General features: G+C 72.8%; 28 protein-coding genes. 17 read left to right on the top strand and 11 right to left on the bottom strand.

Features of this window, described 5'->3' with window-relative positions; all coding sequences use genetic code 11:
- The first annotated feature begins 58 nt into the window (after positions 1-58).
- Positions 59-694 carry a pyridoxamine 5'-phosphate oxidase family protein gene (locus tag Vau01_RS33670; RefSeq protein ID WP_204001081.1) on the top strand — a complete coding sequence of 212 codons (636 nt, stop codon included), beginning with the start codon at positions 59-61 and terminating at the stop codon, positions 692-694.
- Here the strand turns inward: Vau01_RS33670 and Vau01_RS33665 are convergent.
- Complete coding sequence (locus Vau01_RS33665; protein ID WP_239152055.1) at positions 669-1,415, bottom strand: serine/threonine protein kinase; 747 nt, start codon at positions 1,413-1,415, stop codon at positions 669-671. The two genes, Vau01_RS33670 and Vau01_RS33665, sit on opposite strands and share 26 nt — an antisense overlap.
- An 86-nt stretch (positions 1,416-1,501) precedes the next feature.
- Between Vau01_RS33665 and Vau01_RS33660 the strand changes: the two genes are divergently transcribed.
- The 4 genes from Vau01_RS33660 to Vau01_RS33645 all read left to right on the top strand — a co-directional run bounded on the left by Vau01_RS33660 (position 1,502) and on the right by Vau01_RS33645 (position 7,767).
- A complete protein-coding gene (locus tag Vau01_RS33660; RefSeq protein ID WP_204001080.1) occupies positions 1,502-3,502 on the top strand; it encodes a protein kinase domain-containing protein in 2,001 nt (666 codons plus the stop codon).
- Between the two features lie 92 nt (positions 3,503-3,594).
- Positions 3,595-6,342, top strand: a complete 2,748-nt coding sequence (locus tag Vau01_RS33655; protein ID WP_204001078.1) for a hypothetical protein — start codon at positions 3,595-3,597, stop codon at positions 6,340-6,342.
- Positions 6,329-7,156, top strand: coding sequence for an ABC transporter ATP-binding protein (locus tag Vau01_RS33650; RefSeq protein WP_204001076.1), 828 nt, complete (start codon positions 6,329-6,331; stop codon positions 7,154-7,156). Before Vau01_RS33655 ends, Vau01_RS33650 begins: the two co-directional genes overlap by 14 nt.
- Complete coding sequence (locus tag Vau01_RS33645) at positions 7,153-7,767, top strand: ATP-binding cassette domain-containing protein (protein ID WP_204001074.1); 615 nt, start codon at positions 7,153-7,155, stop codon at positions 7,765-7,767. Before Vau01_RS33650 ends, Vau01_RS33645 begins: the two co-directional genes overlap by 4 nt.
- Here the strand turns inward: Vau01_RS33645 and Vau01_RS33640 are convergent.
- Positions 7,764-8,192, bottom strand: coding sequence for a response regulator (locus tag Vau01_RS33640; protein WP_204001072.1), 429 nt, complete (start codon positions 8,190-8,192; stop codon positions 7,764-7,766). The two genes, Vau01_RS33645 and Vau01_RS33640, sit on opposite strands and share 4 nt — an antisense overlap.
- Before the next feature lie 45 nt (positions 8,193-8,237).
- A complete protein-coding gene (locus tag Vau01_RS33635) occupies positions 8,238-8,750 on the bottom strand; it encodes a MarR family winged helix-turn-helix transcriptional regulator (RefSeq protein WP_204001070.1) in 513 nt (170 codons plus the stop codon).
- Positions 8,751-8,795: 45 nt separating this feature from the next.
- Between Vau01_RS33635 and Vau01_RS33630 the strand changes: the two genes are divergently transcribed.
- The 3 genes from Vau01_RS33630 to Vau01_RS33620 all read left to right on the top strand — a co-directional run bounded on the left by Vau01_RS33630 (position 8,796) and on the right by Vau01_RS33620 (position 12,125).
- A complete protein-coding gene (locus tag Vau01_RS33630; RefSeq protein WP_204001524.1) occupies positions 8,796-9,242 on the top strand; it encodes a response regulator in 447 nt (148 codons plus the stop codon).
- A 66-nt stretch (positions 9,243-9,308) separates the two neighbouring features.
- Positions 9,309-10,598 (top strand): Na+/H+ antiporter NhaA, encoded by a 1,290-nt coding sequence (nhaA, locus tag Vau01_RS33625; RefSeq protein ID WP_204001068.1) that lies wholly within the window; start codon positions 9,309-9,311, stop codon positions 10,596-10,598.
- Positions 10,599-10,619: 21 nt separating this feature from the next.
- On the top strand, positions 10,620-12,125 hold the full coding sequence (locus tag Vau01_RS33620; RefSeq protein WP_204001066.1) for a fatty acyl-CoA synthetase: 1,506 nt from the start codon (positions 10,620-10,622) through the stop codon (positions 12,123-12,125).
- Between the two features lie 5 nt (positions 12,126-12,130).
- Here the strand turns inward: Vau01_RS33620 and Vau01_RS33615 are convergent, their stop codons facing one another.
- Positions 12,131-12,562: a universal stress protein gene (locus Vau01_RS33615; protein WP_204001064.1), complete on the bottom strand. Its 432-nt coding sequence runs from the start codon at positions 12,560-12,562 to the stop codon at positions 12,131-12,133.
- Positions 12,563-12,602: 40 nt separating this feature from the next.
- Between Vau01_RS33615 and Vau01_RS33610 the strand changes: the two genes are divergently transcribed.
- The 3 genes from Vau01_RS33610 to Vau01_RS33600 all read left to right on the top strand — a co-directional run bounded on the left by Vau01_RS33610 (position 12,603) and on the right by Vau01_RS33600 (position 14,193).
- Positions 12,603-13,019 carry a (R)-mandelonitrile lyase gene (locus tag Vau01_RS33610; RefSeq protein ID WP_204001063.1) on the top strand — a complete coding sequence of 139 codons (417 nt, stop codon included), beginning with the start codon at positions 12,603-12,605 and terminating at the stop codon, positions 13,017-13,019.
- Between the two features lie 109 nt (positions 13,020-13,128).
- Positions 13,129-13,467 (top strand): STAS domain-containing protein, encoded by a 339-nt coding sequence (locus Vau01_RS33605; protein ID WP_204001061.1) that lies wholly within the window; start codon positions 13,129-13,131, stop codon positions 13,465-13,467.
- A 3-nt stretch (positions 13,468-13,470) separates the two neighbouring features.
- On the top strand, positions 13,471-14,193 hold the full coding sequence (locus Vau01_RS33600) for an ATP-binding protein (RefSeq protein ID WP_204001059.1): 723 nt from the start codon (positions 13,471-13,473) through the stop codon (positions 14,191-14,193).
- A 6-nt stretch (positions 14,194-14,199) separates the two neighbouring features.
- On the opposite strand, the gene Vau01_RS33595 is transcribed toward Vau01_RS33600, so the two are convergent.
- Genes Vau01_RS33595 through Vau01_RS33585 form a run of 3 tightly spaced genes read right to left on the bottom strand, consistent with a single transcriptional unit; the run spans position 14,200 to position 16,927 of the window.
- Entirely contained in the window at positions 14,200-15,819 is a 1,620-nt protein-coding gene (locus tag Vau01_RS33595; RefSeq protein ID WP_204001521.1) for an acyl-CoA dehydrogenase family protein, read from the bottom strand.
- A 2-nt stretch (positions 15,820-15,821) separates the two neighbouring features.
- On the bottom strand, positions 15,822-16,451 hold the full coding sequence (locus Vau01_RS33590) for a TetR/AcrR family transcriptional regulator (RefSeq protein ID WP_204001057.1): 630 nt from the start codon (positions 16,449-16,451) through the stop codon (positions 15,822-15,824).
- Between the two features lie 35 nt (positions 16,452-16,486).
- On the bottom strand, positions 16,487-16,927 hold the full coding sequence (locus tag Vau01_RS33585; RefSeq protein WP_204001055.1) for an ATP-binding protein: 441 nt from the start codon (positions 16,925-16,927) through the stop codon (positions 16,487-16,489).
- 101 nt (positions 16,928-17,028) lie between these two features.
- Here Vau01_RS33585 and Vau01_RS33580 point away from each other — a divergent pair, with 101 nt between their 5' ends.
- Both Vau01_RS33580 and Vau01_RS33575 read left to right on the top strand, forming a co-directional pair.
- Positions 17,029-17,343, top strand: coding sequence for an STAS domain-containing protein (locus Vau01_RS33580; RefSeq protein ID WP_204001053.1), 315 nt, complete (start codon positions 17,029-17,031; stop codon positions 17,341-17,343).
- A complete protein-coding gene (locus tag Vau01_RS33575; RefSeq protein ID WP_239152054.1) occupies positions 17,340-18,551 on the top strand; it encodes a PP2C family protein-serine/threonine phosphatase in 1,212 nt (403 codons plus the stop codon). The genes Vau01_RS33580 and Vau01_RS33575 overlap by 4 nt, the downstream gene beginning before the upstream one ends.
- On the opposite strand, the gene Vau01_RS33570 is transcribed toward Vau01_RS33575, so the two are convergent.
- Complete coding sequence (locus Vau01_RS33570; RefSeq protein WP_204001051.1) at positions 18,514-18,891, bottom strand: hypothetical protein; 378 nt, start codon at positions 18,889-18,891, stop codon at positions 18,514-18,516. The two genes, Vau01_RS33575 and Vau01_RS33570, sit on opposite strands and share 38 nt — an antisense overlap.
- Positions 18,892-18,953: 62 nt before the next feature.
- Here Vau01_RS33570 and glgX point away from each other — a divergent pair, with 62 nt between their 5' ends.
- Together glgX and Vau01_RS33560 are read left to right on the top strand one after the other, a co-directional pair.
- On the top strand, positions 18,954-21,077 hold the full coding sequence (gene glgX / locus Vau01_RS33565) for a glycogen debranching protein GlgX (RefSeq protein ID WP_204001507.1): 2,124 nt from the start codon (positions 18,954-18,956) through the stop codon (positions 21,075-21,077).
- A 5-nt stretch (positions 21,078-21,082) separates the two neighbouring features.
- The gene (locus tag Vau01_RS33560; RefSeq protein ID WP_204001048.1) at positions 21,083-22,039 is read left to right on the top strand and encodes a YihY/virulence factor BrkB family protein; all 957 of its coding nucleotides are present in this window, start codon (positions 21,083-21,085) and stop codon (positions 22,037-22,039) included.
- Here the strand turns inward: Vau01_RS33560 and Vau01_RS33555 are convergent.
- The gene (locus Vau01_RS33555; RefSeq protein WP_204001045.1) at positions 22,003-23,013 is read right to left on the bottom strand and encodes a helix-turn-helix transcriptional regulator; all 1,011 of its coding nucleotides are present in this window, start codon (positions 23,011-23,013) and stop codon (positions 22,003-22,005) included. The genes Vau01_RS33560 and Vau01_RS33555 overlap by 37 nt on opposite strands.
- Before the next feature lie 63 nt (positions 23,014-23,076).
- Between Vau01_RS33555 and Vau01_RS33550 the strand changes: the two genes are divergently transcribed.
- Together Vau01_RS33550 and Vau01_RS33545 are read left to right on the top strand one after the other, a co-directional pair.
- Positions 23,077-23,538 carry a hypothetical protein gene (locus Vau01_RS33550; protein WP_204001044.1) on the top strand — a complete coding sequence of 154 codons (462 nt, stop codon included), beginning with the start codon at positions 23,077-23,079 and terminating at the stop codon, positions 23,536-23,538.
- A complete protein-coding gene (locus Vau01_RS33545; protein WP_204001043.1) occupies positions 23,535-24,035 on the top strand; it encodes a hypothetical protein in 501 nt (166 codons plus the stop codon). Before Vau01_RS33550 ends, Vau01_RS33545 begins: the two co-directional genes overlap by 4 nt.
- Here Vau01_RS33545 and Vau01_RS33540 read toward each other — a convergent pair.
- Complete coding sequence (locus Vau01_RS33540; RefSeq protein ID WP_204001041.1) at positions 24,032-24,937, bottom strand: protein kinase family protein; 906 nt, start codon at positions 24,935-24,937, stop codon at positions 24,032-24,034. The two genes, Vau01_RS33545 and Vau01_RS33540, sit on opposite strands and share 4 nt — an antisense overlap.
- A 112-nt stretch (positions 24,938-25,049) precedes the next feature.
- Positions 25,050-25,253, bottom strand: a complete 204-nt coding sequence (locus Vau01_RS33535; protein WP_204001040.1) for a cold-shock protein — start codon at positions 25,251-25,253, stop codon at positions 25,050-25,052.
- Between the last annotated feature and the right edge of the window lie 223 nt (positions 25,254-25,476).

Below are 25,476 nucleotides of genomic sequence, written 5' to 3'. Positions count from 1 at the left end.
CGCCGGTCCTCTAGACATAGGCTGCGATCAGGGGACGCAGACCGGGAGGAGCAGGCGCATGGACGTCGGACAACGGGTGGGTATCGACTCGGCCGAGGAGCTTCGGGCTCTGCTCGGCGAGGTGATGGGACGGGCGGCCACCAAGGAGCGGGTGGTGCTGCATCCGCGCGACCGCGACTGGCTGGCGGCGTCGCCGTTCTGCGTCATCTCGACCTCGGCCGCCGACGGCACCTGCGACGCCTCGCCGAAGGGCGACCCGCCCGGCTTCACGCTGGTACTCGACGACACCACGATCGCGATCCCGGAACGGCCCGGCAACCGCCGCGCCGACGGGTACCTGAACATCCTGAGCAACCCGCACATCGGCCTGCTGTACCTGATCCCCGGCCGCACCGAGACGCTGCGGATCAACGGCCGGGCCCGCCTGGTCCGCGACGCGCCGTACTTCGACCGGATGGTCGTCAAGGGGCACCGGCCGATCCTCGCGGTCGAGGTCGAGATCGAGCAGATCTTCTTCCACTGCGCGAAGGCGTTCCTGCGCTCGGAGATCTGGAAGCCGGAGACCTGGAACCCCGACGTCCTGCCCAGCCACCCGAAGCTGATCAAAGAGGTCCAGTCGACGCCAGAGTCGCTGGAGGAGTTGGAGACGTACTACGGCGAGCAGTATCTCAAGGGGTTGTACCGGCAGAAGTAGGCCGAGGCGGCAGGAGGGCGAGGTGCTCCTCGCGGACCAGGTCGTAGCGCAGCGCCATCGACACCAGCGCCTCGCGTTTCCACTCCATGCGGCGGCTCTCCGGGAGGTTGGCGCGCTCCCGGATGCGCAGCTTCTCCTGGCACAGGTACCCGACGTGGTAGCCGGCGGCCGCCCGCGTCATCACGGTGCCGCCGCGGGTCAGGCGGTCGCTGATCTCGGCCAGGGTCGGCAGGGCGACGGCCGACTCGCCCCGTAGGCGCGGCTCGCACAGCGCGACCAGCACCTCGAAGTACCGCGCGGACTCGTCCAGCGAGAACGGCGACAGGGTGGTGGCGCCGGTGCCGCCCGACCGCGGATCGGCGAACGTGTGCTGCGGGGCGTACACGACGAGGTCGATCGTGCGGCCGGCGGCCGGGATGGCGAGGCGGCTGATCTCGAACGGGATCGGTGCGGCGAGGCGGCGGGGCCGCACCTTGACGTACTCGCCGCCGCCCTCCAGGTTCTCCACGACGTAGCTCGACTCGTCGCCGAAGTTGCTGAGCAGCCAGAAGTCCTCGGCCGCCACGATCTCGCCGGCCAGGCGCGACACCTCGGGCACGGCGAGGGCGACGTCGACCGGGGTGCCGTCGGCGCCGCGGCCGAACGTGAGCCGGTCGCCGGGGGCCAGGCGGCGCACGTCGGCCGGGGTGCCGCCGGGAGTCTGGACCAGGATCGTCTCCACGTTGCCGAGACCCTACGGGACCCGGCACGGGCGCGTTACCGTCGTGCCGACGATCACGACTGTGAGCCCGAACCTGAGGCGGACCGATGGCTGACACCGCGCTGCTCGACGTGCCGATCGGATACCGGGTCGCCGGATTCGAGGTGACCGGCCCGCTCGCCAGCGGAGGCTGGGGAGCCGTGTACGCCGGCCGGGCGTGCGACGACCACCGGCGCGAGGTCGCGCTGAAGTTCATTCCCGGCGCCACGATGTCGTCGGGGCTGCGCGCCGACATCGTCGGCCGGGAGGTGCGGTACGCGCTGACGGCGGACCACCCGAACCTGGTCCGCGGCTTCGGCGCCCACCTCGTCACCGACAGCGGCCACCCCGCCCTCGACGGCAGCGTCGTGTTGATCATGGAGCGGGCGCGGGGCAGCCTCGCCGACGCCCTCGACGCGACACCCGGCGCACCGCTGGCCGACGCGACGGACATCCTCGCCGGCGTCTGCCGGGGGCTGGTCCACCTGCACCGGCGGAACGTGGTCCACGGCGACCTCAAGCCGTCCAACGTGCTGTTCGTCGATGGACGGGTGGCGCTGGGCGACTTCGGGCTGAGCACCGAGATCGAGGGGACGCACGGCTACGGGCCGCATCTCGGGTCCGTCGACTACATGCCGCCGGAGTGGTGGTCGGAGCCGCTCGACGAGCACGGTGCCCGGGTGCGTCCCACGCAGGACATGTGGGCGTTCGGCGTGCTCGCCTACCGGGTGCTGGGCGGCGTCGGCTGGCCCTTTCCCGGTCAGACGCCGCGGGCCCGGGCCCTCAACGCGGCGGCGGCCGCGGCGCCCGCGCTGGACTCCGTGCCGGCCGCCTGGCGCGCCATCGTCCGCGACTGCCTGGCGCCCGACCACGCGGAGCGCGCCCGCCATTCCAGTGCGAGCATCCTCGCGCGCATCGAGGCGCTCCGGGCCACGGAACGGCAGACGGATCAGCTCGAGGTGCCGACGGTGGAACCGGCCGACCGCGTGCCGATCAGGAAACCGAGGCGGCGGCTCGCCGTCATCGGTGCGGCAATGCTGGTCGCGGTGGGTCTGGCGGCCACCGCCGTCTCGACAGGCGCGAACCGGGGCGCGGACAGCGGAGCCGACCGCGCCCCGACGACGGCACGGCCCACCGACGGTGCCACCTTCGTCCCCGCGGCGCGGCCCGACGACGGCCGGCTCAGTTCCGACGGGCTCCTCGTGGACTCCGGTGTGCCCACCGAGTACTGGGGCACCGTGCGGCCGGACGAGCACGTCGCGGTCACCGATGTGACCGGGGACGGCCGTCCCGACGTGCTCCTCGCACGGACCACGGCCGGCGGCACCGAGGTCCGGATGTGGTCCGGCGACGCCCTCACCGGCCCCGGCCGCCAGGTGCTGCGCACCACCGAACGGATGGACGCGCTCGGCGTGGCCGCCGGCGACGTCACCGGGGACGGGCACGGCGATCTCGTCGCGTACCACCGCGGCCCGGCCGGAACCGCCGAACTCGCGGTGTGGACGGGCGGCCCGAACGGCATCGACCCGGAGAAGACGGTCGTGTTCACCAACTCGGTCACGATGGCGAACGCCAAACTGGCCGTCGGCGACGTCACCGGCGACGGCACCGCGGACATCGTGCTCGCCCGGGCCGAAGGAGCCGCGACGACGCTGCACCTCGTCGTCGGTGGACCCCGGCCGAGCGGCGCCGGCAACCGGGTGGCGCGCATCGACCGGCCGCTCGCGGTGAGCGGGATCGCCGTCGCCGACGTCACCGGCGACGGGTACGCCGACGCGCTGGTGCGCAGCCGCGACGCGGCCGGACGCGGCGAGCTGCACGTCGCCGAGGGCAACCGGGCCGGCTTCGCGGAGGAGATCCTGACGCCCATGCGGGTCAGCCCGGAGCACGCCGGCTCGATGATCGTCGCCACCGACGTGACCGGCGACGGCGCGCCCGACGCCGTCCTCGGCCGGCCGCTGCCCGCCGACACCGGCGCCGTCCAGGTGAGCCGGTTGGCCGGCGGCGGCCGCACGCTCGGCCCGGACGAGATGGTGCTCGTCGTGGGGCTCAGCCGGCTCGTGATCTGACCGGCACCCTCGTCGCGACGAGGACCGCGCGGCACCCCCGCCGGTGCATGCTGTAGACCGCCACCGGCCGGCGGGAAATGCGAGGAGACGCTGTGCGTTCGCCGTTGCTCAAGGCCGCCGCCACCGGCTGGGTCCGCCAGGGTGCCTGGGCGGTCCTCGTGCTCGCGGCGTTCGCGGTGGCGTCGCTCGCGGCGGCGTCGGCACCGGTCCACAACGAGGCCTCGGGCAACGCGGTGTTCGCCGAGCGGCTCGCGGCGGTGCCGCCGACCGCCGCGCAGAGCGAGGCCGCCGTCGTGCGGCTGAGCACCTCGTCGTCCCCCCGCAGCGCCGACCAGCAGCAGGCCGTCCGCGACCTGCGGGCGATCCCGAACCTCACCGGGCCGCGGCTGGGCGGCGGCTCGGTCGGTGCCGAGCTCGCCGGCCAGGCACCGTGGAATTCGGTGGTGTCGATTCGGGGACGCGCGGAGCCCGCCCGGCTGTTCGCCGTCGAGGACCCGGCGAGGGCCGTCGTGCCCGTGGCCGCCGCCGGCGGCGACGGGGTGTGGCTCCCGCAGCCGCTGGCCGACGACCTCGGCGCGACGGCGGGCGACCGGGTCACGTTCACGGTGACGTTCGCCGGCGCGCAACGCGGCGCGGAGGTCCGCGTCGCGGGCGTCTACGCGACGACCGGCCGCCTGCCCGCCGACCCCGATGGTGGACGCTCGTGGGCGTCCCAGCGTTCGAGCCTGCCCGCCGACCCGACCGCGAAGACGCTGTCGGCGTTCCTCGTGCTCGCCGACGTGGCGACCGTCGAACGCCTGGCCGCCGACACCGGTGACCGCATCCTGTGGTGGGCCGACGCCGACCTCGCGCCCGGCACCACCCTGGCCGGCGCCCGGCGGACGGCACGGGAGATCGAGCGGCTGCGGATCCGCACCGCCCAGCAGGTCACCGCCGGCGCGCCCTCGGTCGTCACCCCGCACGTGATCAGCGGGATCGGCCGCGTCGCCGACGAGGCCACAAGCGTGGCCGACGGCGTGGAGGCCCGCATGCGGACGGTGGAGTGGGCCGCGATCGCCGTCGGGCTCGTCTCGGTGCTGGCGGTCGGGCTGCTGTCCGTGCGCCGTCGGGCGGTGGAACTGCGGCACGTGGTGGGTACGGGCGTCCCGCCGCTGTCCGTCGGCGGGCTGTGGTTCGTGGAGCACCTCGGTCCCGCCGTCGTCGCCGGTGCGGCGGGGTGGGCCGCGGCGTGGGGGCTGCTCGTCCGGTGGGGTCCGCCCGGCGCGGTCACCGGCGCGTCGCTGGTCCCCGCCGCCGCGGCGGCCGCGCTGATCGGCGTCACCGGATCGTTGGCCGCGGCCGGAGTCGCCGCCGTGACGGCGGCGCGGCGGGTGCGCCCGGCGCCGCCCGCCGCGCCCTCCCGACCGCGGCCGTGGGGGCTGCTCGTGGTGGTCGCGGCCGCGGTCTCCACGGTGGGACTGTGGGGGTCGGCCCAGGCCCGTGGCATCGACCGGGCGGTGCCCCTGCTGGTGCTCGCGGCCACGGGCGTGCTGACCGGCATGCTGCTGGTGCGGCTCGCGGCGCTGCGCCGCCGGCCACGCGGAGGGAGCCCGCCGCGGATCGTGCCCTGGCTGGTCCGGCGGCGGTTGGCCGCCGGCGGGGAGCGGGCGCTCACGGTGATGGTGCTGACCGCGGGCTTCGGCATGCTCGCGTTCGCCCTCTGCGCGATGGACGCCGTGGCGGTCGCCACCGACGACCGCGTCGCCGTGCGGGCGGGGGCCGAGGCGGTGGCGCAGCTTCCCGGCTCGTGGCCGCTCGACCCCGACCCGCCACCGCCGCCGGACGGCCCGCCGGCGGGCGAGGGTCTAGTGCCCGGCCTGCGCACCCCGCCGCTGCCCCCGCACGCCACGTTCGTCTGGCGCATCGACGCCGACACGACGCTCGACCACGGCACGCGCGACGTGGTCGCGATCGATCCGGGCCGGTTCCCCGGCGTGGCGTCCTGGGGGCGCGGCACCGACCTGGCCGCCGCGCGTCGGGCGGTGCGGCGGCTGGCGGCGGTCGATCCGGCGACGGCGGTGCCGGGCCGGCCGGTACCGGCGATTGTCGTCGGTGACCCGGCGCTCGCCGGCGTCGACGACGTGCCGGTCGACCTCGGCCCGTGGCAGGGGCGGCTGGACGTCGTGGCGCACCTGCCCGCGTTTCCGGGCCTCGGCGACCGGCCGATGATCGTCGTTCCCGATCTGGTCCTGTTCACGCATCTCGGCCGGTACGACCCCCGGCTGCGGGAGAGCGTGACCATGACCGGCGGGCTCCTGGTGCGCACGTACCTGTGGTCGTCGGCCGGCACCGCGGGGATCGACGAGGTGCTCGCCGGTCGGGGCGTCCAGCCCGAGCGGGTGACCACCGCCGCGCAGGCGCGGCAGAACCCCGGCATCATCGCCGCCGACCGGACCCGCGGGTACCAGTTGTCGGTCGCCGCGTACCTGGCGTTGCTGGCCGTCGTCGCGCTGTGCGTGTTCAGCGAACGGACGGCGTCGGCGGCCCGGCCGGCCGATCTCATGCTGGCCCGCGTCGGGGTCGGCCGCCGGCGGGTGGTCGCCGCGCGGGCGGCCGAGCTGGCGGTGCTCGTCGCGGCCGCGCTGGCCGGTGCGGTCGCCGGCCTGGCGGTACTGGCGCCGCTGGCCGCCCGGCTGCTCGACGAGGACCGCACGCTGGTGCCGGCGATGCGGTTCACCGTTCCGCCGGAGGCGGTTCTGGGACCGCTGGCGGTCGCCGTCGTGGCCACGGCGGCCGCGACCGGGCTGGCGCTGCTGCGGGCCCGGACCCGCGAGGAGGAGGCGTACCGTGCCGGCGACTGAGGAGGTCCTGCTGATCGGGGCCGAACTGCTGCAGCTGTACCCGGCGCCGACCGGCGCGACCCAGGCGCTGCGCGGCGTCGACGTGTCGATCCGGGCCGGCCGGATGGTGGCGATCACCGGGCCGTCGGGCAGCGGCAAGTCGAGCCTGCTGGCGATCCTCGCGCTGCGGGAGCGGCCGGCCGGCGGCGAGTTGCGCTGGCGCGGCCGGCCGGTGGCGACGCTGCGCCGGCGCGACCTGCACCGGATCCGGCAACGCGAGATCGGCTGGATCGCCCAGCGCCCCACGCACAGCCTCCACCCGCAGCTCGTCGCGAGCGACCAGATCGTCCAGGCGGCCCGGATGCGCGGCGTGCCGGCCGACCCGGCGGGCGTGCTCGGCTCCGTGGACCTCGTCGCGCGGGCCGCGGCCCGGGTGCCGGCGCTCTCCGGCGGTGAGCAGCAGCGACTCGCGGTCGCCGCCGCGAGCGTCGGGCCGCCGCTGCTGATCGTCGCCGACGAACCGACCGCGGAACTCGACGACGAGACCGCCGACCTCGTGCTGTCGCGGCTGCGGCAGTGCGCCGACGCGGGCACCGGCGTCGTGCTGGCCACCCACGACGCCCGGGCGGTCGCCCGCGCCGACACGGTGCTGCACCTGCGTCGCGGCGTGCTCAGCGGGACCCGCGACGCCGGCCGCGCGCAGGAGACGGCCATCGACCCGCTCGGCCGCGTCCAGATCCCCGACGAGGCGCTGCCGATGTTCCCGGACGGCCGCGCCGTGTTCCGGATTCGCGACGGGCACCTGGAACTGCACCCGCCCGGAGACCCGTCATGAGCCTGCTGCGGGTGAGAGCGGTGACGCACACGACGATCCTGCGGGACGTGGACCTGCGGCTCGACGGCTCCCGCGTCGCGGTGCTGGCCGGGCGGTCCGGGTCGGGCAAGTCGACCCTGTGCCACCTCGTGGCCGGCGTCATGCGCCCGAGCACCGGGGAGGTGCTGGTCGCCGGCGAGCCGGCGCACCGCGTCGACGACTGGGCTGTGACGTCGCTGCTGCCGCAGCGGCTGGCCCTGTCGGCCGAGATGACCGTCGCCGAGAACGCCAGCCTCCCGGCCCGGCTCCGCGGCCGCCCCGACGACCCGGACCTGCTCGCCCGTCTCGGACTCGACGGCATCGCCGACCGCCCGGCGGGCGCGACGTCGCTGGGCGAGCAGCAGCGCACCGCGCTGGCCCGGGCACTCGTGCTGCGCCCGGCGGTCGCGGTGCTCGACGAGCCGACCGGCCACCAGGACGACGAGCACGTGGGCCTGATCCTGGACGCGCTGGTCACGGCCGCCCGGGCGGGCACGCTGGTGCTGGTGGCGACCCACGACCAACGCGTCATCGACATCGCCGACGACCGCATCCACCTGAATTCCGGCCGCGTGTCCGATCAAGCAGGCTAGGCCCGACGTTCGACCTGCAGGTGGAACTCGTCGACCTGCCGGACCACCTCGACCAGGCGCTCGAAGTCGACCGGTTTGAGCAGGTAGCAGTGTGCGGGTACGCCGCGCCGGCGCAGGATCGACTCGTCGACCGGAGCGGTCGTCAGCACGGCGACCCGCAGGTCGCGGAGCGCGTCGTCGGCGCGGATGAGATCGAGGAGGGTCAGGCCGTCGATGCCCGGCAGGTTGAGGTCGAGCAACAGCAGGTCGGGCCGGGCCGCCTCCGCGTACGGCGGGTCACGCCGCAGGTAGTGCCACGCGCTGTTGCCGTCGGTGAGGACCGTCATGCGGTTCGCGATCCGGTGGTCGGCCAGCACGTCGCGGGTGAACTCGATGTCACCGATGTCGTCGTCGACCATCAGAATCTCGACGCGATGGGTTTCCACAAGCGCCACCCTAATCCATGCAGTGTGCAACGGTCCGGTTCGGTCTCAGGCGACCTCGTCCGAGACGACCTCTTCGGGCGCGGCCGGCCAGCCGAGCCACCAGTCCTGCTCAGGCACGTCGCCGGCCGCGGCGGCGAACGCCCGCAGCGCCGGCGCGACCGCGGGATGCCACACCTCCGCCGTCGCCGCGACGACGGCCGCCAGCTCCCGCCGCCGGTAGCGCATCACCCGGTCCACCAGGTGCCGCCCGGCGGCGGTCAGCGTCAACCGGACCACCCGGCGGTCGGCCGACGACCGCTCCCGGCCGACGAGACCCTTGCGGATCAACCGGTCGCACATCCGGGTACCCGTCGACGGCGCGACGCCGAGTTCGACGGCGATGTCGGCGACCTTCTGCGGCCCCCGCGAGGCGAGCACGACGAGCGCCCGGTACTGCGGCAGCGTCACGTCGGAATCGACGTCGGCGACCGACCGTGCCGCGATGCCGACCAGCGCCCGGCTCGCCGCCAGCAACGCCTCGACCGCCTCCGACGACACGTCACCGTCACGGCTGAACATCCCGGCAGTCTCCCACAGCCGATATGTACGGTGTCCTCCGTGAACATGTCGCAACCGCTGCGGGTGCTGCTGGTGGAGGACGACGTCGCCGACGTCGCGTTGGTCACCGACGCCTTCGCGAGCCAGGACCTCGCGAGCGACCTTCACCACGTCGCCGACGGGGTCGAGGCGTTGGCGTTCCTGCGCCGGGAGGACCCCTACCCGGACGCGCCGCGCCCGGACCTGATCCTGCTCGACCTCAACATGCCCCGCGTCGACGGCCGGCAGGTCCTCGCCGAGATCAAGGCCGACGACAGCCTCAAGGCCATCCCGGTGGTCGTGTTCACCACCTCGGCCGCCGCCGACGACGTGGTGACCAGCTACGGCGCGCACGCCAACGCCTACGTCACGAAGCCGATCGACCTCGACGACTTCGAACGCGCGCTGGCCGAGATCCGCGGCTTCTGGGGACGCACGGTGACACTTCCCCACGATCCCCCGACGGGCACGTAAGGTAGGGGACGGTGTGCCGGGAAGTCTGGTCGGCGATGTCGTCGCCGTGCCGTCCCGAGGAGCCGTATGCCGCCCCGTCCGTTCCGTCACCTCCTCTCCCGGGGGAGCTGGCCGGAGGTCAGCCGCGTCGGTGACATCCTGCGCACCGAGTCCGTCGGCGGTGTCCTCCTGCTCGTCGCGGCCATGGTGGCTCTGGCCTGGGCGAACTCGCCGTGGCGCGCGGCCTACCACACGCTGAGCGGCACCCGCGTCGGTCCGGCCGCCTGGCACCTCGACCTGACGCTGGCCGAGTGGTCCGCCGACGGTCTCCTCGCGATCTTCTTCTTCGTCGCCGGCCTGGAACTCAAGCGCGAGTTCGTCGCCGGCGACCTGCGCGACCCGCGTCGCGCGGCCCTGCCGGTGGCCGCCGCCGTCGGCGGGATGATCGCACCGGCGCTGATCTACGTCGCCGTCGTCACCGCCCGCGGCGCCGGCGACTCCCTGGCCGGCTGGGCCATCCCGGTCGCCACCGACATCGCGTTCGCGCTGGCCGTCCTCGCCGTGATCAGCACCCACCTGCCGGCCGCCCTGCGGACCTTCCTGCTGACCCTGGCCGTCGTCGACGACCTGCTCGGCATCATCGTGATCGGCGTCGTCTACACCGACGACCTGAACCTGCTGCCGCTGGCGCTCGCCATGGTGCCGCTGGCGCTGTTCTCGCTCGGCCTGCGCACCCGGTTCCGGTGGCGGTGGCTGCTGCTCGTCCCGGCGCTCGCGACCTGGGTGCTCGTGCACGAATCGGGCGTACACGCCACGGTCGCCGGCGTCCTCCTCGGCTTCGTCGTGCCGGTGCGCGGCGACGGCACGACGGCCGCCCGGCTGGAGCACCGGTGGCGCCCGGTGTCGGCCGGCGTCGCGGTGCCGGTCTTCGCGTTCTTCGCCGCCGGCGTCACGGTCCTCGGCACCGGGCCGCTGGTGGAGACGCTGGCCACGCCGGTCACCGTGGCGGTGGTCGTCGCGCTGGTGGTCGGCAAGACCGTCGGCGTGCTCGGCGCGACGTGGGCGACGCAGCGGTTCACCCGGGCCCAGTTGTCGAGCGACCTGGGCTGGTGGGACGTCTTCGGCCTGTCCCTGCTGGCCGGGATGGGCTTCACCGTGTCGCTGCTCATCGGCGAGCTCGCGTTCGGCACCGGCGACGTCCGCAACGACCAGGCCAAACTCGGCATCCTGCTGGGCTCGCTGCTGGCCGCCCTGCTCGCCGGCGTCGTCCTGCGGATCCGCAACCGGCGCTACCGCGACATCCGCACCACCGAGGAACTCGACCTCGACGCCGACGGCATTCCCGATATCTTCCAGACCGAGAAACCCGACCCCTGACCGCCGAACAGAGGGAACACCATGGAACCACCGGTCTTCGCCAGCACCGTCGGACAGATCGTGGAGCGCAGCGCGCGACGGACGCCGGACCGGGTCGCGTTGACGTTCGGCGACCGGTCCTGGACGTACCGCGAGCTGGACAGGGCCACCGGGCGGGTCGCGGCGGGGCTGCTCGCGCTGGGGCTCTCGCACGGTGACCGGGTGGCGGCGTACGGGAAGAACTCCGACGCGTACCTGCTGCTGTTCCTCGGGTGCGCGCGGGCCGGGCTGGTGCACGTCCCCGTGAATTTCAATACGTTCGGCGCGGAACTCGCGTACCTGTTGACGCAGTCCGAGCCGGCGGCGGTCTTCAGCGACCAGGCCCTGCGGACGCACGTCGACGCGCTGAACCTCGGCGGGTCGCGAACGTTCGACGAGGTGCTCGCCTGGGCGACCGGCGACGGCGTGGTGCACCGCGAGACCGGCGTGGCCGACGACGATCTCGTGCAGTTGCTCTACACCAGCGGCACGACGTCGCAGCCGAAGGGCGCGATGCTCACCCACCGGGCCCTCGTCCACGAGTACGCCTCCTGCATCGCCGCGCTCGACCTGCGCCCCGACGACGTGCCGCTGCACGCGCTGCCGCTGTACCACTCCGCGCAGATGCACGTGTTCCTCATGCCCGGGCTGGCTGTCGGGACGACCAACCACCTGCTGGAGGCGCCGGTCGCCGACGAGATCCTGCGCCGGGTGCCGCGCGACGGCATCACCTCGTTGTTCTTCCCGCCCACGGTCTGGGTCGGGCTGGGCAACCATCCCGGTGTCGCCGACGCCGACCTCAGCAGCCTGCGCCGCGCCTACTACGGCGCGTCGATCATGCCGGTGCCGGTGCTGGAGAAGTGGCAGAAGCTGCTGCCGCAGGTGGGTTTCTACAACTGCTTCGGCCAGTCCGAGATCGGGCCGCTGGCCACCGTGCTGCGGCCGGAGGAGCACGCCGCCCGGCCCGACTCGATCGGCCGGCCGGTGCTGTTCGTCGAGGCCCGGGTCGTCGACTCCGACATGAACGACGTGTCCCTCGGCGAGGTCGTCTACCGGTCGCCGCAGCTGTGCCGCGGCTACTGGGGCAAGCCCGAGGAGACCGCGGAGGCGTTCGCCGGCGGCTGGTTCCACTCCGGTGACCTGGTGCGCGTCGACTCCGACGGGTACCTGTTCGTCGTCGACCGGATCAAGGACGTCGTCAACACGGGCGGGGTGCTGGTGGCCTCGCGCGAGGTCGAGGACGCCCTGTACGCGCATCCGGCGGTCGCGGAGGTCGCCGTGGTCGGGCTGCCCGACCCGCGCTGGATCGAGGCGATCGCGGCCGTCGTGGTTCCGCGCGGCGAGGTGACGCCGGACGAGCTCATCGCGTTCGCCAGGGAACGCCTCGCGGCGCACAAGGTGCCGAAGACCGTCCACCTGATCGAGGCGCTGCCGAAGAACCCGTCGGGCAAGCTGCTCAAGCGCGAACTCCGCCAGCGGTTCGGCGGTTCCGGCTCCGCCCTCGGATAGGTCGTCTACGGGACGACGATCACCGGCCAGTGCCCGGACCGGACCAGCCGCACGGCGACCGACCCGGTGAGCCGGTGCAGCGCGCTCACCGACCGGCCGACGACCACCGCGTCGGCCCGCAGCTCGACCGCCGCCCGGGACAGCTCGGTGAACGGGTCGCCGTAGCGGACGAGGAGTTCCAGGTCGAGGTCGTTGAGCGCGCGTTCGCGCTGGATCGCGGCCCGGAACTCCGTCTCGACGTCGTTCTGCGCCGCCATCGCCGCCGCGACCGTGACCCCGAACGGGTCGGCGATCGACAGCATGCCGCTCGCCGACGGCCGCACGTAGACCGCCACCACGCGCGAGTCCTGACGCCGGGCCAGACCCACGGCGTACGCGGCCGCCCGCAGTGAGGTGGCCGAGCCGTCGATCCCGACGACGATCACCCCGTGCGCCATAGACGCTCAGCGTAGTGACCGGCCCCGTAATCTGGGCACCGTGGAATTGAAACCTGTCGCACCCACCGCCAAGATGCCGGCGGAGAGATTCACCGGCGACGTCTACATGACCCCGATCTTCGCCGGCACCGGCCCGTCGCGGTTGACCGTCGCGCTGGTGCGGTTCACCCCGGGCGCCCGCACCAACTGGCACTCCCACGCCGTCGGGCAGACGCTGCACGTCACCGAGGGCGTCGGGCTGGTCGGCACCCGCGACGGCACCGTGTTCCGCATCCACGCCGGCGAAACCGTCGTCTGCCCGCCCGACGAGGACCACTGGCACGGCGCGGCCGCCGGCACGTTCATGAGCCACCTCGCCATGCTGGAGGCCAGGCCCGACGGCGGCGACCCGACCACCTGGCTCGAACCCGTGCCCGAGGAGTACTACCGGAACGCCGACGGTCACCCGAACGGGTGACGGCATGCCACCGTCCTCAATGGACAGTCCAATTCGGACGGTCGCGCCCGCGCAACTGTCGGCACGTGCGCGGGGTGTTCGATCCGCCGACGGCGGGTATCCGGAGTGCGTGGCGCACCGACGGGTTCGGCCGACCCCCACGTTCGACGTGCGGGTGGAGCCCGACGGCGATCGGGCCGTCCGGGCGGTCGTCGTCGGTGACCTGGTCGCCGTCACCGCCGACGCGGTGTTCCACGCACTCACGGAGGCGTTGACGGCCGGCAAGCCGGAACGGATCGACGTCCATCTCGGCGAGGTACGGTTGCTCGACACCGTCGGCATCGGGGTCCTGCTCGCCGCCCGTAACCGCGCGACATCGCACGGCATCACTTTCCGGGCGTACGGCGCGGTCGGCACGGCCCGCCAGGCACTGGAGACCGCCGGGGTGTTCGGGCTGCTCGGAGGCTAGGAAATGAAATGTACCTTCGACGCCACCTCACCCGTCGCCGTCATCACCGTCGGGGGTGAACTCGACCTGGCCGGCACCGCGATCCTGCGGGCGGCGGTGCTGAAGTGCCTGGCCGCGCAGCCGCGGGCCGTCCTGATCGACGCCGAGCGGCTCACCGTCGCCGCTGAAATCCACCTGACCGCGCTGGCCGCCGCCGCCCGGCACGCGGCCGGCTGGCCGTCGATCCCGGTGCTGCTCTGCGCGCCGTCCGCGGCGATCGCGGCGGCGGCGCACCGGTCCGGCATCGACCGACTGGTGATCATCTGCGCCAGCCTGGCGGACGGCCACCGGCGCGTCGCGCAGCGGACCCTGCCGTCGCGGGTGTCGAAGACCTACCCACCGGTGCCGGGGTCCGTCGTCCTGGCCCGGGTCCTCGTCACCGACGCCTGCCGCACCTGGCGGCTGCCGGACACCTCGACGCCCGCCGAGATCATCGTCGCGGAGCTGATGGCGAACGTCGTCCGGCACGCCCGCACGCCGGGCCACCTGGTGGTCTCCCACTTCGCGCGCGTTCTGCGTCTCGCCGTCAGCGACCGGTCCCCCGAGCCGGCGCGCCTCGTCGGCCGGGTCGGCCCGGAGATCCTCTCCGGACGCGGCCTCCTGCTGGTCGACACGCTCGCCACCCGCTGGGGCTGCACACCCACCGCCGACGGCAAGGTCACCTGGGCCACGCTGCCGGCCCGCTGACGGCACTCACGCGCGGCCGGCGAGCGCGGCCAGGTCGAGGCCGGGGTCCAGGGTGCCGTACTCGAACGTGCGGTCCGCGCCCAGCCGGCCGGCGACGAACGCGTCCGCCACGGGCGCCGGGGCCTCGCGGATCAGCACGGCGGCCTGCAGCGCGAGGGCAAGCGCCTCGACGACGCGGCGCGCCGTCCCGGCAGCCGCCGACGGGTCCGCCGCGACCCGGCCGAGGAGCGCGCGGGTCATCGTGACGTGGGCATCGAAGGCGCGGTGCACGCCCAGCGCCGAGGCGATCTCCCGCTCGACGGCCTGTACCGATTCGGGTTCGCGGGCCATGGCGCGCAGGACGTCCAGCGCGATCACGTTGCCGGACCCCTCCCAGATCGCCATCAGCGGCTGCTCGCGGTACCGGCGGGCGAGCGGGAAGCCCTCGGTGTAGCCGTTGCCGCCCAGGCATTCGAGCGCCTCGTAGGCGTGGTTCGGCCCGCGCTTGCAGATCCAGTACTTGGCGACCGCGGTGGCCAACCGGCGGAACGCGACCGACTCGCGGTCGTCGTTCTCGTAGGCGGCCGCGAGCCGCATCGCCGTCCACGTGGCGGCCTCGGCCTCGAGCTGGAGATCGGCGATCACCGCGGTCATCGCGGGCTGGTCGATCAGGAGCCGGCCGAACGCGTGACGGTGCCGGACGTGCCAGGCCGCCTCGGCGACCGCCTGCCGCATGCCCGCGGTGCTGCCGAGGATGCAGTCGAGCCGGGTCTGGGTGACCATCTCGATGATGGTGCGCACCCCGCGGCCCTCCTCGCCGAGCAGCCGGCCGGTGGTTCCGTCGAGCTCGATCTCCGACGAGGCGTTGGACCGGTTGCCCAGCTTGTCCTTCAGGCGCTGGATCCGGAAGACGTTGCGCCCGCCGCCGGGCAGCACCCGCGGGACGAGGAAGCACGACAGGCCGGCCGGTGTCTGGGCGAGCACCAGGAACGCGTCGGACTGCGGGGCGGAACAGAACCATTTGTGACCGGTGAGCAGCCACGTGCCGTCACCCGCGTCGACCGCGCGCGTGGTATTGGCGCGCACGTCGGAGCCGCCCTGCTTCTCGGTCATCGCCATGCCGAAGATGGCCGACTCCTTGGTCTGCGGATCGCGCAACTGCGGATCGTAGTTCCGCGAGTAGACCCGCGGCAGCCAGAAGTCGGCCAGGCCGGCGTCGTACCGCAGCGACGGCACCACCGCGTGGGTCATGCTGACCGGGCAGCCGTGGCCCGGCTCCACCTGGCCGAACAGCATGAACGTCGCGGCCCGGGCGACGTGGCCGCCGGCGCGCGGCTCGGCCCAGCAACTGGTGTGCGCGCCGTGCTCGATCGCCGCGGCGATCACCCGGTGGTAGGCCGGGTGGAAGTCGACCGCGTCGACCCGGTTCCCCCACCGGTCGTGGCTGGCGAAGACCGGCGGATGCGTGTTGGCCAGCTCCGCGTCCCGTTGGAAGTCCTCCCGGCCGACGAGCGCGCCGACCTCGCCGAGATGGCCGGTGGCCCACTGCGCGTCGTACCGCTTGACGGCCTCGACCAGCGCGGTGTTGGTCAGGTACTCGTTCAGCCCGGTTCGCGCCGGTGCCTGGTTGCCGACCTCGTGCGTCATGCTCACGGCGTCTCCTCACGGTCGTGGACCGGAACGCCCAGCGCCCGGAAGCAGAACCGCTCGATCTCGTCGAGCGTGCCGGGCGCCGGTTCGGGGCTGTCGGGGCGGAGCCATCCGATGAGCGCCTCGGAGACGGCACCCATCACGGCCGACGCGGCGAGCCGCGCGTCCTGCGGCACGAAATCGCCGTCAGCCAGGCCGGCGCGGATGATCTCCTCGCCCAGGTCGGTGTAGAAGCGGCGGTACGTGAGCCGTTCGACCTCCACGGCCGGGTTCACCGGTTCGAACAGCAGCGCCCAGGCCATCCGCCGGCCCTGCAGCGCCCGGCCGCCGAACGTCCGGATCAGGGCGGCGAGGCGGTCGGTGGCCGGCCGGTCGGTGCCGGTCACGGCCGCCCGCACGACGTCGATCTCGTGACCCGCCGCGCTGCGGAACACCTCGGCCAGCAGCCCGTCGCGGCTGTCGAAGTACGAGTAGACGGAGCCGACGCTGACCTGCCCCCGCGTGGCGACCGCGGCGACGGTGGCCGCCGCGAACCCGCCGGAGGCGACCAGCGAACGGGCGGCGCGGAGCAGGCCGTCGCGCTTGTTCTCGGCGTTCTTCCTGGTGGACGCGGTCTGCCGGTACGGCACTAAAGAAGTGAATCACGCTTCATTTCATGGCGCAATCAGTTCGCCTGGGCGACGACCCGCAGGGTGATCGTCGTGCCGTTCGACGAGCTGTTGATCGTGAGGTCGTCGCACATCCGGGTGGCGAGCCACAGCCCGCGGCCGTGGGTCCGGTCCGGCGGCGGCAGATCGTGCGGAATGTCCCTGTTCCAGCCGGGGCCCCGGTCGACGACGGTGACCGTCACCGAGCCGGCGGCCGCGGAGATCGCCACCTCGGCGGTGCCGCCGCCGTGCTGGATGGCGTTGATGACGATCTCGTTGACGGCGAACGTGTACCGGTCGGCCCGGTCGGCGTCGAGGCCGGCCCGGCGGGCGGCGTCGTTGACGTGGTGCCGCAGTTCCGCGAGCTCCGGAGCGGTCACCCGCCAGGACCCCTCGGGTTGCCCGGGAACGGTGAGACCACCCTCGTCACCGGGGATCTCGTTCACTGCGGCGTTCACCGTGCGCAGCTTAACTCGATCCCCTGGCCGGCGCGCGCGCACAGGGCCCGGCCGGGACTAGAGTCTGTGCCATCGCGATGCGGCGGGGAGAGGGGGGCGGTGTGGAGTTGACGTTGTCCAGCCACCGGGTGCTGGAGACCGTGACCACTGCGGTGAGCGGCGACATCGACCTGTCCAACGCCGACGAGCTGGAGCGTCACCTGGCCGAGCAGCTCGCCGGCGACGCGGGCACCGTCGACCTCGACCTCACCGACGTGCTGTTCATCGACTCCGCCGGAATCAACATCCTCGTCACGGCCCGCCGGCGGGCCGACGAGATGGGGAAGACACTTCGGGTGACCGGTGCGAGCGGCCTGGTGCGGGAGCTGCTCGAAATGACCGGTGTCTGGCAGTACCTGTCCGATACCGCGCGGTGAACACAGACCTGTCGATGAGCGAGGAGAAGCTGCGCCGGTTGCAGACGGTCACCGACGCGGCGCTTTCCCAGCTCGGCCTCGAGGACCTGCTCGACGAGCTGCTCGAACGCACCCGTGACCTGTTGTCGGCCGACACCGCGGCCGTCCTCCTGCTCGACTCCTCCGGCACCGAACTTGTCGCCACCGCCGCCAGCGGCCTGGAGCGGGAGGTCCGGCAGGGTGCGCGGTTCCCGATCGGTCAGGGTTTCGTCGGCACCGTCGCGGCCCGCGGCGAGCCGGTGATCGTCGAGCACGCCGACCGTGTCGACGTCTCGTCGATCCTCGGTGTGCCGATGTTCAGCGCCGGCCGGGTCATCGGCGTGCTGCACGTCGGCACCCAGCACCGGCGACACTTCACCCCCGACGACGTCGAGCTGCTGCAACTGGTCGCCGACCGGGCCAGCCTGGCCACCCAGGCCCGCCTGTCCCGCCTCGACCGGGCCACCACGCTGGCGCTGCAGCGCAGCCTGCTGCCGTCGCGGCCGCCCGCGGTCGCCGGGCTCGACGTGGCGGCCCGGTACGTGCCCGGTGCCGAGGTCGGCGTCGGCGGTGACTGGTACGACCTCTTCGCGCTGCCGTCGGGTCACGTCGGCATCGTCATCGGCGACGTCGCCGGCAACGGCCTGCACGCGGCCATCGTGATGGGCCGCATCCGCAGCGCGCTGCGCGCCTACGCGCTGGAGACGCCCGACCCGGCCGAGGTGCTCACCCGCCTCGACCGCAAGGTGCAGCTGTTCGAACCCGGCGCCATGGCCACGGTCTGCTACGCCGTGCTCGACCCGCGCGACGACTCGCTGGTCATCTCCAGCGCCGGGCACCTCCCGCCGCTGACCACCGCACCGGACGGGTCCATCGGACGGCTCGACGTGAAGCCCGACCCGCCGCTGGGCGCGTATCCGGGAGTGGCCCGACGGACCACGACCGCGACCCTTCCGCCCGACGCCTGCCTGTTCCTCTACACCGACGGGCTCGTCGAGCGGCGCCGCGAGTCGATCACCGTGGGGATCAACCGGTTGGCCGACGTGCTGCCCCGCACGTCGGCCGACGAGATGTGCGCCACCGCCATGGCGGTCCTGCTCGGTGACCGGCCGGCCAGCGACGACGTCGCGGTTCTGGCGGTGCGGCGGACGGCTACCGCTGATCGTCCCATTGGCGTAGCTGGGCGTTGATCTCCCGCTCGTAGGCGGCGTCGTCGCGGGCGTCGGCCGCCTTGTCGCGGTCGTCGGCGGCCTTCTCCCGCCCGTTGGCCAGCTGTTCCCGCTCGTCGGCGCGCTGCTCGCGTTCGTCGGCGCGGCGCTCGCGGTCGTCGGCGGCCGCCTCGCGCCGGTCGGCCCGCCGGTCGCGCAGCTCGGCCTCCCGCCACCACCGGCGAAGGTCGCGCTCGCGCTCGTTGGCCTCGGTCGACCGTTGTTCGAAGTCGATGTCGCGCTGATCGGCCTCGACGTCGCGCACGTCGGCGCGACGCTCCCGGTCGGAAAGTTCGGATTGGCGATCGTCGTCGCGACCCACAGCGTGATGATACGGACGATCGCGTCCCGGTCGCACTCGCCCACGGTAACTTGACGTCCATGGTGAGGGTATGGCCGGGTTCCGCGTATCCGTTGGGTGCGACATACGACGGGGGTGGCACGAACTTCGCACTCTTCTCGGAGGTCGCCGATCGGGTGGAACTGTGCCTGTTCGACGACTCGGGCCGGGAGACCCGCATCGACCTGCCCGAGCGCGAGGCCCTGGTGTGGCACGGCTACCTGCCCCGCGTCGGGCCGGGGCAGCGGTACGGCTACCGGGTGCACGGGCCGTACGATCCGGCCGCGGGGCTACGGTGCAACCCCAACAAGCTTCTCCTGGACCCGTACGCGAAGGCGATCGACGGGGCCGTCGAGTGGAACGAGGCGCTGTTCTCGTACCGGTTCGGCGACCCCGACTCGGTCAACGACGACGACTCCGCGCCGTACACGCCGCGCTCGGTCGTCATCAGCCCGTTCTTCGACTGGGAGAATGACACGCCGCTGCGGATCCCGTTCCACCAGACCGTCATCTACGAGGCGCACGTCAAGGGTCTCACCATCAACCACCCGCGGATACCGGAGGACGTGCGGGGCACGTACTCGGGCCTGGCGCATCCGGTGATGATCGACCATCTCAAGCGGCTCGGGGTGACCGCCGTCGAGCTGATGCCCGTGCACCAGTTCGTCCACGATGGAGGGTTGCTCGACCGGGGCCTGTCGAACTACTGGGGCTACAACACGATCGGGTTCTTCGCACCGCACAACGGGTACTCGTCATTCGGCGGCGACGACGGCCACGGCGGGCAGGTGCAGGAGTTCAAGGCGATGGTGAAGGCCCTGCACCGGGCCGGCATCGAGGTCATCCTCGACGTCGTCTACAACCACACCGCCGAGGGCAACCACCTCGGGCCCACGCTGTCGTTCCGCGGCATCGACAACCCGGCGTACTACCGGCTCGTCGACGACGACAAGCGCTTCTACTACGACACCACCGGCACCGGCAACAGCCTCAACGTGCGCCACCACGAATCGTTGCGGCTGCTCATGGACTCGCTGCGGTACTGGGTCAACGAGATGCACGTCGACGGGTTCCGCTTCGACCTCGCCGCCACGCTTGCGCGCGAGTTCCACGAGGTCGACCGCCTCGCGGCGTTCTTCGACCTGGTGAACCAGGACCCGGTGGTGTCGCAGGTGAAACTGATCGCCGAGCCGTGGGACGTCGGCGACGGCGGCTACCAGGTGGGCGGCTTCCCTCCACTGTGGACGGAGTGGAACGGCAAGTACCGCGACACCGTCAGGGACCTGTGGCGCGGCGAACCCGGTGTGCTCGGCGAGTTCGCGTCGCGCTTCACGGGGTCACCCGATCTGTACGAGATCGACGGCCGGCGCCCCATCGCGTCCATCAATTTCATCACCGCGCACGACGGCTTCACCCTGCACGATCTGGTGTCGTACAACGAGAAGCACAACGACGCCAACGGCGAGGGCGACCGCGACGGCGAGAGCCACAACCGGTCCTGGAACACCGGTGCGGAAGGGCCGACCGACGACGCCGACATCGTCGCGCTGCGCGGCCGGCGGGTCCGTAGCTTCCTCGCGACGCTCCTGCTGTCGCAGGGCGTCCCCATGATCTGCCACGGCGACGAGCTCGGCCGCACCCAGCGCGGCAACAACAACGTCTACTGCCAGGACAACGACCTCAGCTGGATCGACTGGACGGCGGCCCGCGACGAGGAACCGTTGACCCGCTTCACCGCCGGCCTGATCCGGCTCCGCGCCGAGCACCCGCTGTTCCGCCGGCGCCGCTTCTTCGACGGGCGCCCGGTCGGCGACTCCGGCGCCACCGACATCGCCTGGTTCCGCGGCGACGGCGAGCCCATGACCGACGGGGACTGGACCGCCGACGACGCCCGGACGCTGACCGTGTTCCTCAACGGCGAGGGAATCCCCGAGCCCGACGCGCTCGGCGACCAGATCGTCGACGACTCGTTCCTGCTGCTGTTCAACCCCCTGCTGGACGCGGCGGCGGTCACCCTGCCCGACGAGCGGTACGGCCGCTCGTGGCAGGTCGTGGTCGACACCGCCGACCCGCTGCTGGCCGGCCCCGAGCGCACCGCCAGCATCAAGGCCGGCGCCGCTGTCGAGGCCCCCGGCCAGACGGTGATCGTCCTGCGTCGCGTCTACTGAGATGCATGACCGAGGAGACCGGCCGGGCCGGGACGCACGGCCCGCCTGAGGAGCCGTCCGATCTCGGCGCGCGCTCGTGGTGGCGGGTGCTGGTGCGGACGATCCTGGAGTTCGACCGCGACCACCTGTTCGACTGGGCGGCCGCGTTGACGTACTACACGCTCCTGTCGATCTTCCCCGGGCTGCTGGTGCTGATCGCCGTGCTCGGGCTGCTGGGCCAGCAGGCCATCGATCCGTTGCTCGACAACGTGCGGGCGCTGACCCCCGCCCCCGCGCGGGAGATCCTGGACGCCGGCGCGCGGAGCCTCACCGAGGCGCAGGGCATGGCCGGGATCTTCGCCGTGGTCGGCGCCCTCGGCGCGTTCTGGTCGGCGTCGGGCTACGTGGCGGCGTTCATGAGCGCGTCCAACATCATCTACGACGTGCCGGAGGGCCGGCCGCTCTGGAAGACGGTGCCGATCCGCCTCGGCGTCACCGCGGTCATCGGCGTGATGCTCGTGCTGAGCATCGTCATCGTCGTCTTCACCGGCCGGCTCGCCGAGGTCGTCGGGCGCGCGCTCGGCGCGGGCGACGCGCTGTTGACGGCGTGGAGCATCGCCAAGTGGCCGGTGCTGCTGGTGCTGGTCGGCCTGATGCTCGCGCTGCTGTACTGGGCCTCCCCCAATGCCCGGCAGGGCGGTTTCCGTTGGATCAGCCCGGGCGGGATCCTCGCGGTGGTGGTGTGGATGGCGGCGTCGTTCGGGTTCGCGCAGTACGCCAGCAACTTCGGCTCCTACAACAAGGCGTACGGCACGCTCGGCGGGATCATCCTGTTCTTCGTCTGGCTCTGGTTGTCGAACGTCGCGGTGCTGCTCGGTGCCGAGTTCGACGCCGAACTGCACCGCGGCCGGGCGATCGCCGCCGGGCACCCGGAGGACGAGGAGCCCTACCTGGAACTGCGCGAGGAGCCCGACGACGGGTAGAGCCGGGCCATGGCGTGGACGGTCTCGGTCATGTGGACGACGAGCCGCTCCGGTGCGACCGCCCGGACGCCCGGTCCGAGCCGCAGCAGGATGTCGGCGAGGTGGGGCACCGTCTCCATCGGGATCGTGGCGCGTTGCCAGCCGTCGGGGCCGTCCGGCGTGAGCGTGCGCAGCGCGGCGCGGGCGGCCTTCGGGCCGAGCATGTGCGGCAGCGCGGCGATCGCGTCGGGGCTCAGGCGAACCACGGCGTTGGCGTCGGTGTCGGTGTGGTCGAAGTGCTCGTACCGGTCGACGTGTGCCTGCCAGGCGGCGGCCAGCTCGAAGCCGTCGGGCCGGGTGAAGTGGTCGGGCAGTATCCGCAGATCTTCGATCGAGGAGACGCGGTAGGTGCGCGGCTGGTCCTTTTCCGTCGCCACCAGGTACCAGACACCCGCCTTGAGGACCAGCCCCAGCGGGTGCAGCCGGCGGGTGACCGTGCCCGGCCGGGGCGACCACCGCCGGTACCGGATCTCGACGGCCCGGTCCTGCCAGAGCGCCTCGGCGACGGCGAGCAGGTGCGGAACGGCCTCCGGCTCCCGGTACCAGCCGTGCGCGTCGAGATGGAACCGCTGCCGGATGCGCACCGACGCGTCGCGGTAGGAGGTGGGCAGCGCCGCCATCAGCTTGAGTTCGGCGGCGGCGACCTGGGCGCCGAGGCCGAGTTCGGCGGCCGGCTGCGGCAGGCCGGTGAGGAACAGCGACTCCGCCTCGTCGGCGGTCAACCCGGTGAGCCGGGTGCGGTAGCCGTCGACGAGCTGGTAGCCGCCGGTGGGCCCGGGCTCGGCGTAGATCGGCACGCCGGCCGCCGCGAGCGCCTCGACGTCGCGGTAGACCGTGCGGGCGGTGACGTTCAGCTCCGCGGCCAGTTGGGACGCGCTGAGCCGCCCCCGGTTCTGTAGCAGCAACAGCAGGGACAGCAGCCGACTCGCACGCACGTCGGCAGTGTGCCAGCTACCCCTGACAGAAGATGTCAGGGGTAGCCCGCGACGATCACCGGTATGAACGACTTCGACTTCTTCATCGGCTCGTGGACCGTGACCAACCGCCTGCTCACGACCCGGCTCGCCGGCAGCGACGACTGGGTGACGTTTCCCGGTCACTCCACGTGCCGGCCGATCTTCGGTGGCGGCGGCAACACCGAGGAGATCGTCTTCCCGACGCTCGACAGCAGCGGCTTCACGCTGCGCCTGTTCGACGTCGAACGGAAGGAGTGGTCGCTGCACTGGGCCAGCAGCCGCACGGGCCTGCTCTCCCCGCCGGTCGTCGGCACGTTCACCGACGACGGCGGCGAACTCCGTGGCGACTTCTACGGCGACGACGTCCACGACGGGAAGCCGGTCAGGGCCCACTTCATCTGGTCGGACATCACGCCGACGTCGGCACGGTGGGAGCAGGAGTTCTCCGCCGACGGCGGGCAGACGTGGGAGTCCAACTGGGTCATGGAGTTCACCCGCGCATGAGTGCCGTCGACCTCTCGGCGGTCGGCAACGTCGTCGACCCGGACTACCGGCACGTGACGAAGACGGTGACCCCCGCTCCCCCGTTGACACTGCCCGACGCCTACCTGAAGTGGTACCTCCTGCACCGACCCGACCAGGTCGTCGACCCGGCCGTGGCCGACGAGGCCCGCGCGCTCGTCGCCGACGAGGTCGCCGCGGACCGGTTGCCGATCTCCGGCGACCTCGGGTTCGTCATCCACCACCTCAGCGGCGAGCGCGTCCACCTGCTGCTGGTGTTCACCTGGCGGGACAACAACGAGATGTGGGAGACCACCTACGTCAAGGACGACGGCCCGTTCCGCCCGCTGCCGCAGACGTCCCACCGTGGGGTGATCTGCGTCTGGGAGTTCGGCCCGGTCGCGCACGAGCATCATGCCTGGACCCGCTACCTGCGCTCCGATCGCACCACCGCGGCCAAACGCGCCTACGCCGAATCCCTGTACAGCGGCCCGATCTAGGCGTTCGCCCGGCGCAGGCGCTCGGCGGCCTGCGCGCGGACGGCGGCACCCGACACCGGCGGGTCGCCGTGCACGGCCTCCCAGCGGGCGTTGTGCGCCGCCGGCCACAGGCTCGCCGCCCACGCGATCTCGTGCTCCTCGTCGGTGAACCGGCGTCCGCGCAGGTCCTGGTAGGCGGCGAGGAACGCGACGGAGCTCTCGACCGGGGCGAGCGTGGGCGGCGAGGCGCTGGCGAACGCCCCGCTCGCCGCTCCCGCCAGCGCCGCCTCCGGCATCCACGCGAGGCTGTCCCAGTCGTGCACGGTCGAGACCTCGCCGTCGCGCCAGCGCAGGTTCTGCGCCTCGAAGTCGGCGTGGCCCAGCACGCACGGCAGGTCGGCGGCCAGCAGCCGCCGGCGGGCGCGGGCGGCCGTGTCGACGACGTACGCGGGCACGGCGCTCTGGTCGCGACCGTCCACCTCGTCGAACGCCGGCCACAGGCCGGGATCCGGGTGGTCCCACCGGACCCAGCGCGGGTTGGGCAGCGGCGGCGCGACCGTCAGGTCGGCCAGCTCCGCCATCAGGCGGGCGAAGACGGTCGCGTAGCGGACGGCGACGTCGGGCGTGTCGCCGGGGAGCGGGTCACCGCCCGGCCGGTACTCCTCGGCGTGGACGGCGAGCGGACCCACGCGCACGGCGGGCGTGAGCGGTCGGGCGCACGGGAACCCCCGGTCCGCCAGCCGCGTCTGGGCGTCGACGCACGCGGCCACGCGTCCCCCGTCATCCCGCATTTTCACCACGACGGCGCGCCCACCGGCCAGCCGCAGCCCGACCACCGACGACATCTGCCGCAGCGTGAACAGCACGCCGGCTGGCCGGTCACCCAAATGGTCGACGCACCAACCCGGCAACCATTCAGGCATGTCAACCACACCGGTGAACTTTAGGAAACAAAAAAGCGACCCCCGATCGGGGTCGCTCTTGAGCAGGTGGATGGGCACCGCCCCAGGGTGACTGGGGCGGTGTCCGGTTCACTCAGAGGGCGCGGATGTTCGCCGCCTGCGGGCCCTTGGGACCCTGGGTGATGTCGAACTCGACCCGCTGGTTCTCGTCGAGGCTGCGGTAGCCGCTCGACGCGATCGCGGAGTAGTGGGCGAAGACGTCAGCGCCGCCGCCGTCCGGGGTGATGAAGCCGAAACCCTTTTCCGCGTTGAACCACTTGACCGTACCGACAGACAATGTATTGCTCCTTGCAAGGCAATGGAAACCACACTGCGTGGCCTCCGTGTCACCGCATCGATCACCTTGCTCCGGCAATGCCGGCCATACCAATACGCGCCCGGTGTTTGATACCCACCAGGCGCGGCAAAGTATTCGGAAAACCAACTGCAGCGGAGTCAATGTAGCACGAAGAGCACCAACCGCGTCGCGTAAGGTCGGAGAAAGGCCGCATAAAGTTCCG

This window comes from Virgisporangium aurantiacum, assembly GCF_016863635.1.
GTDB classification, from domain to species: Bacteria; Actinomycetota; Actinomycetes; order Mycobacteriales; family Micromonosporaceae; genus Virgisporangium; species Virgisporangium aurantiacum.
This window is presented reverse-complemented; position numbering and strand designations above follow the sequence as displayed.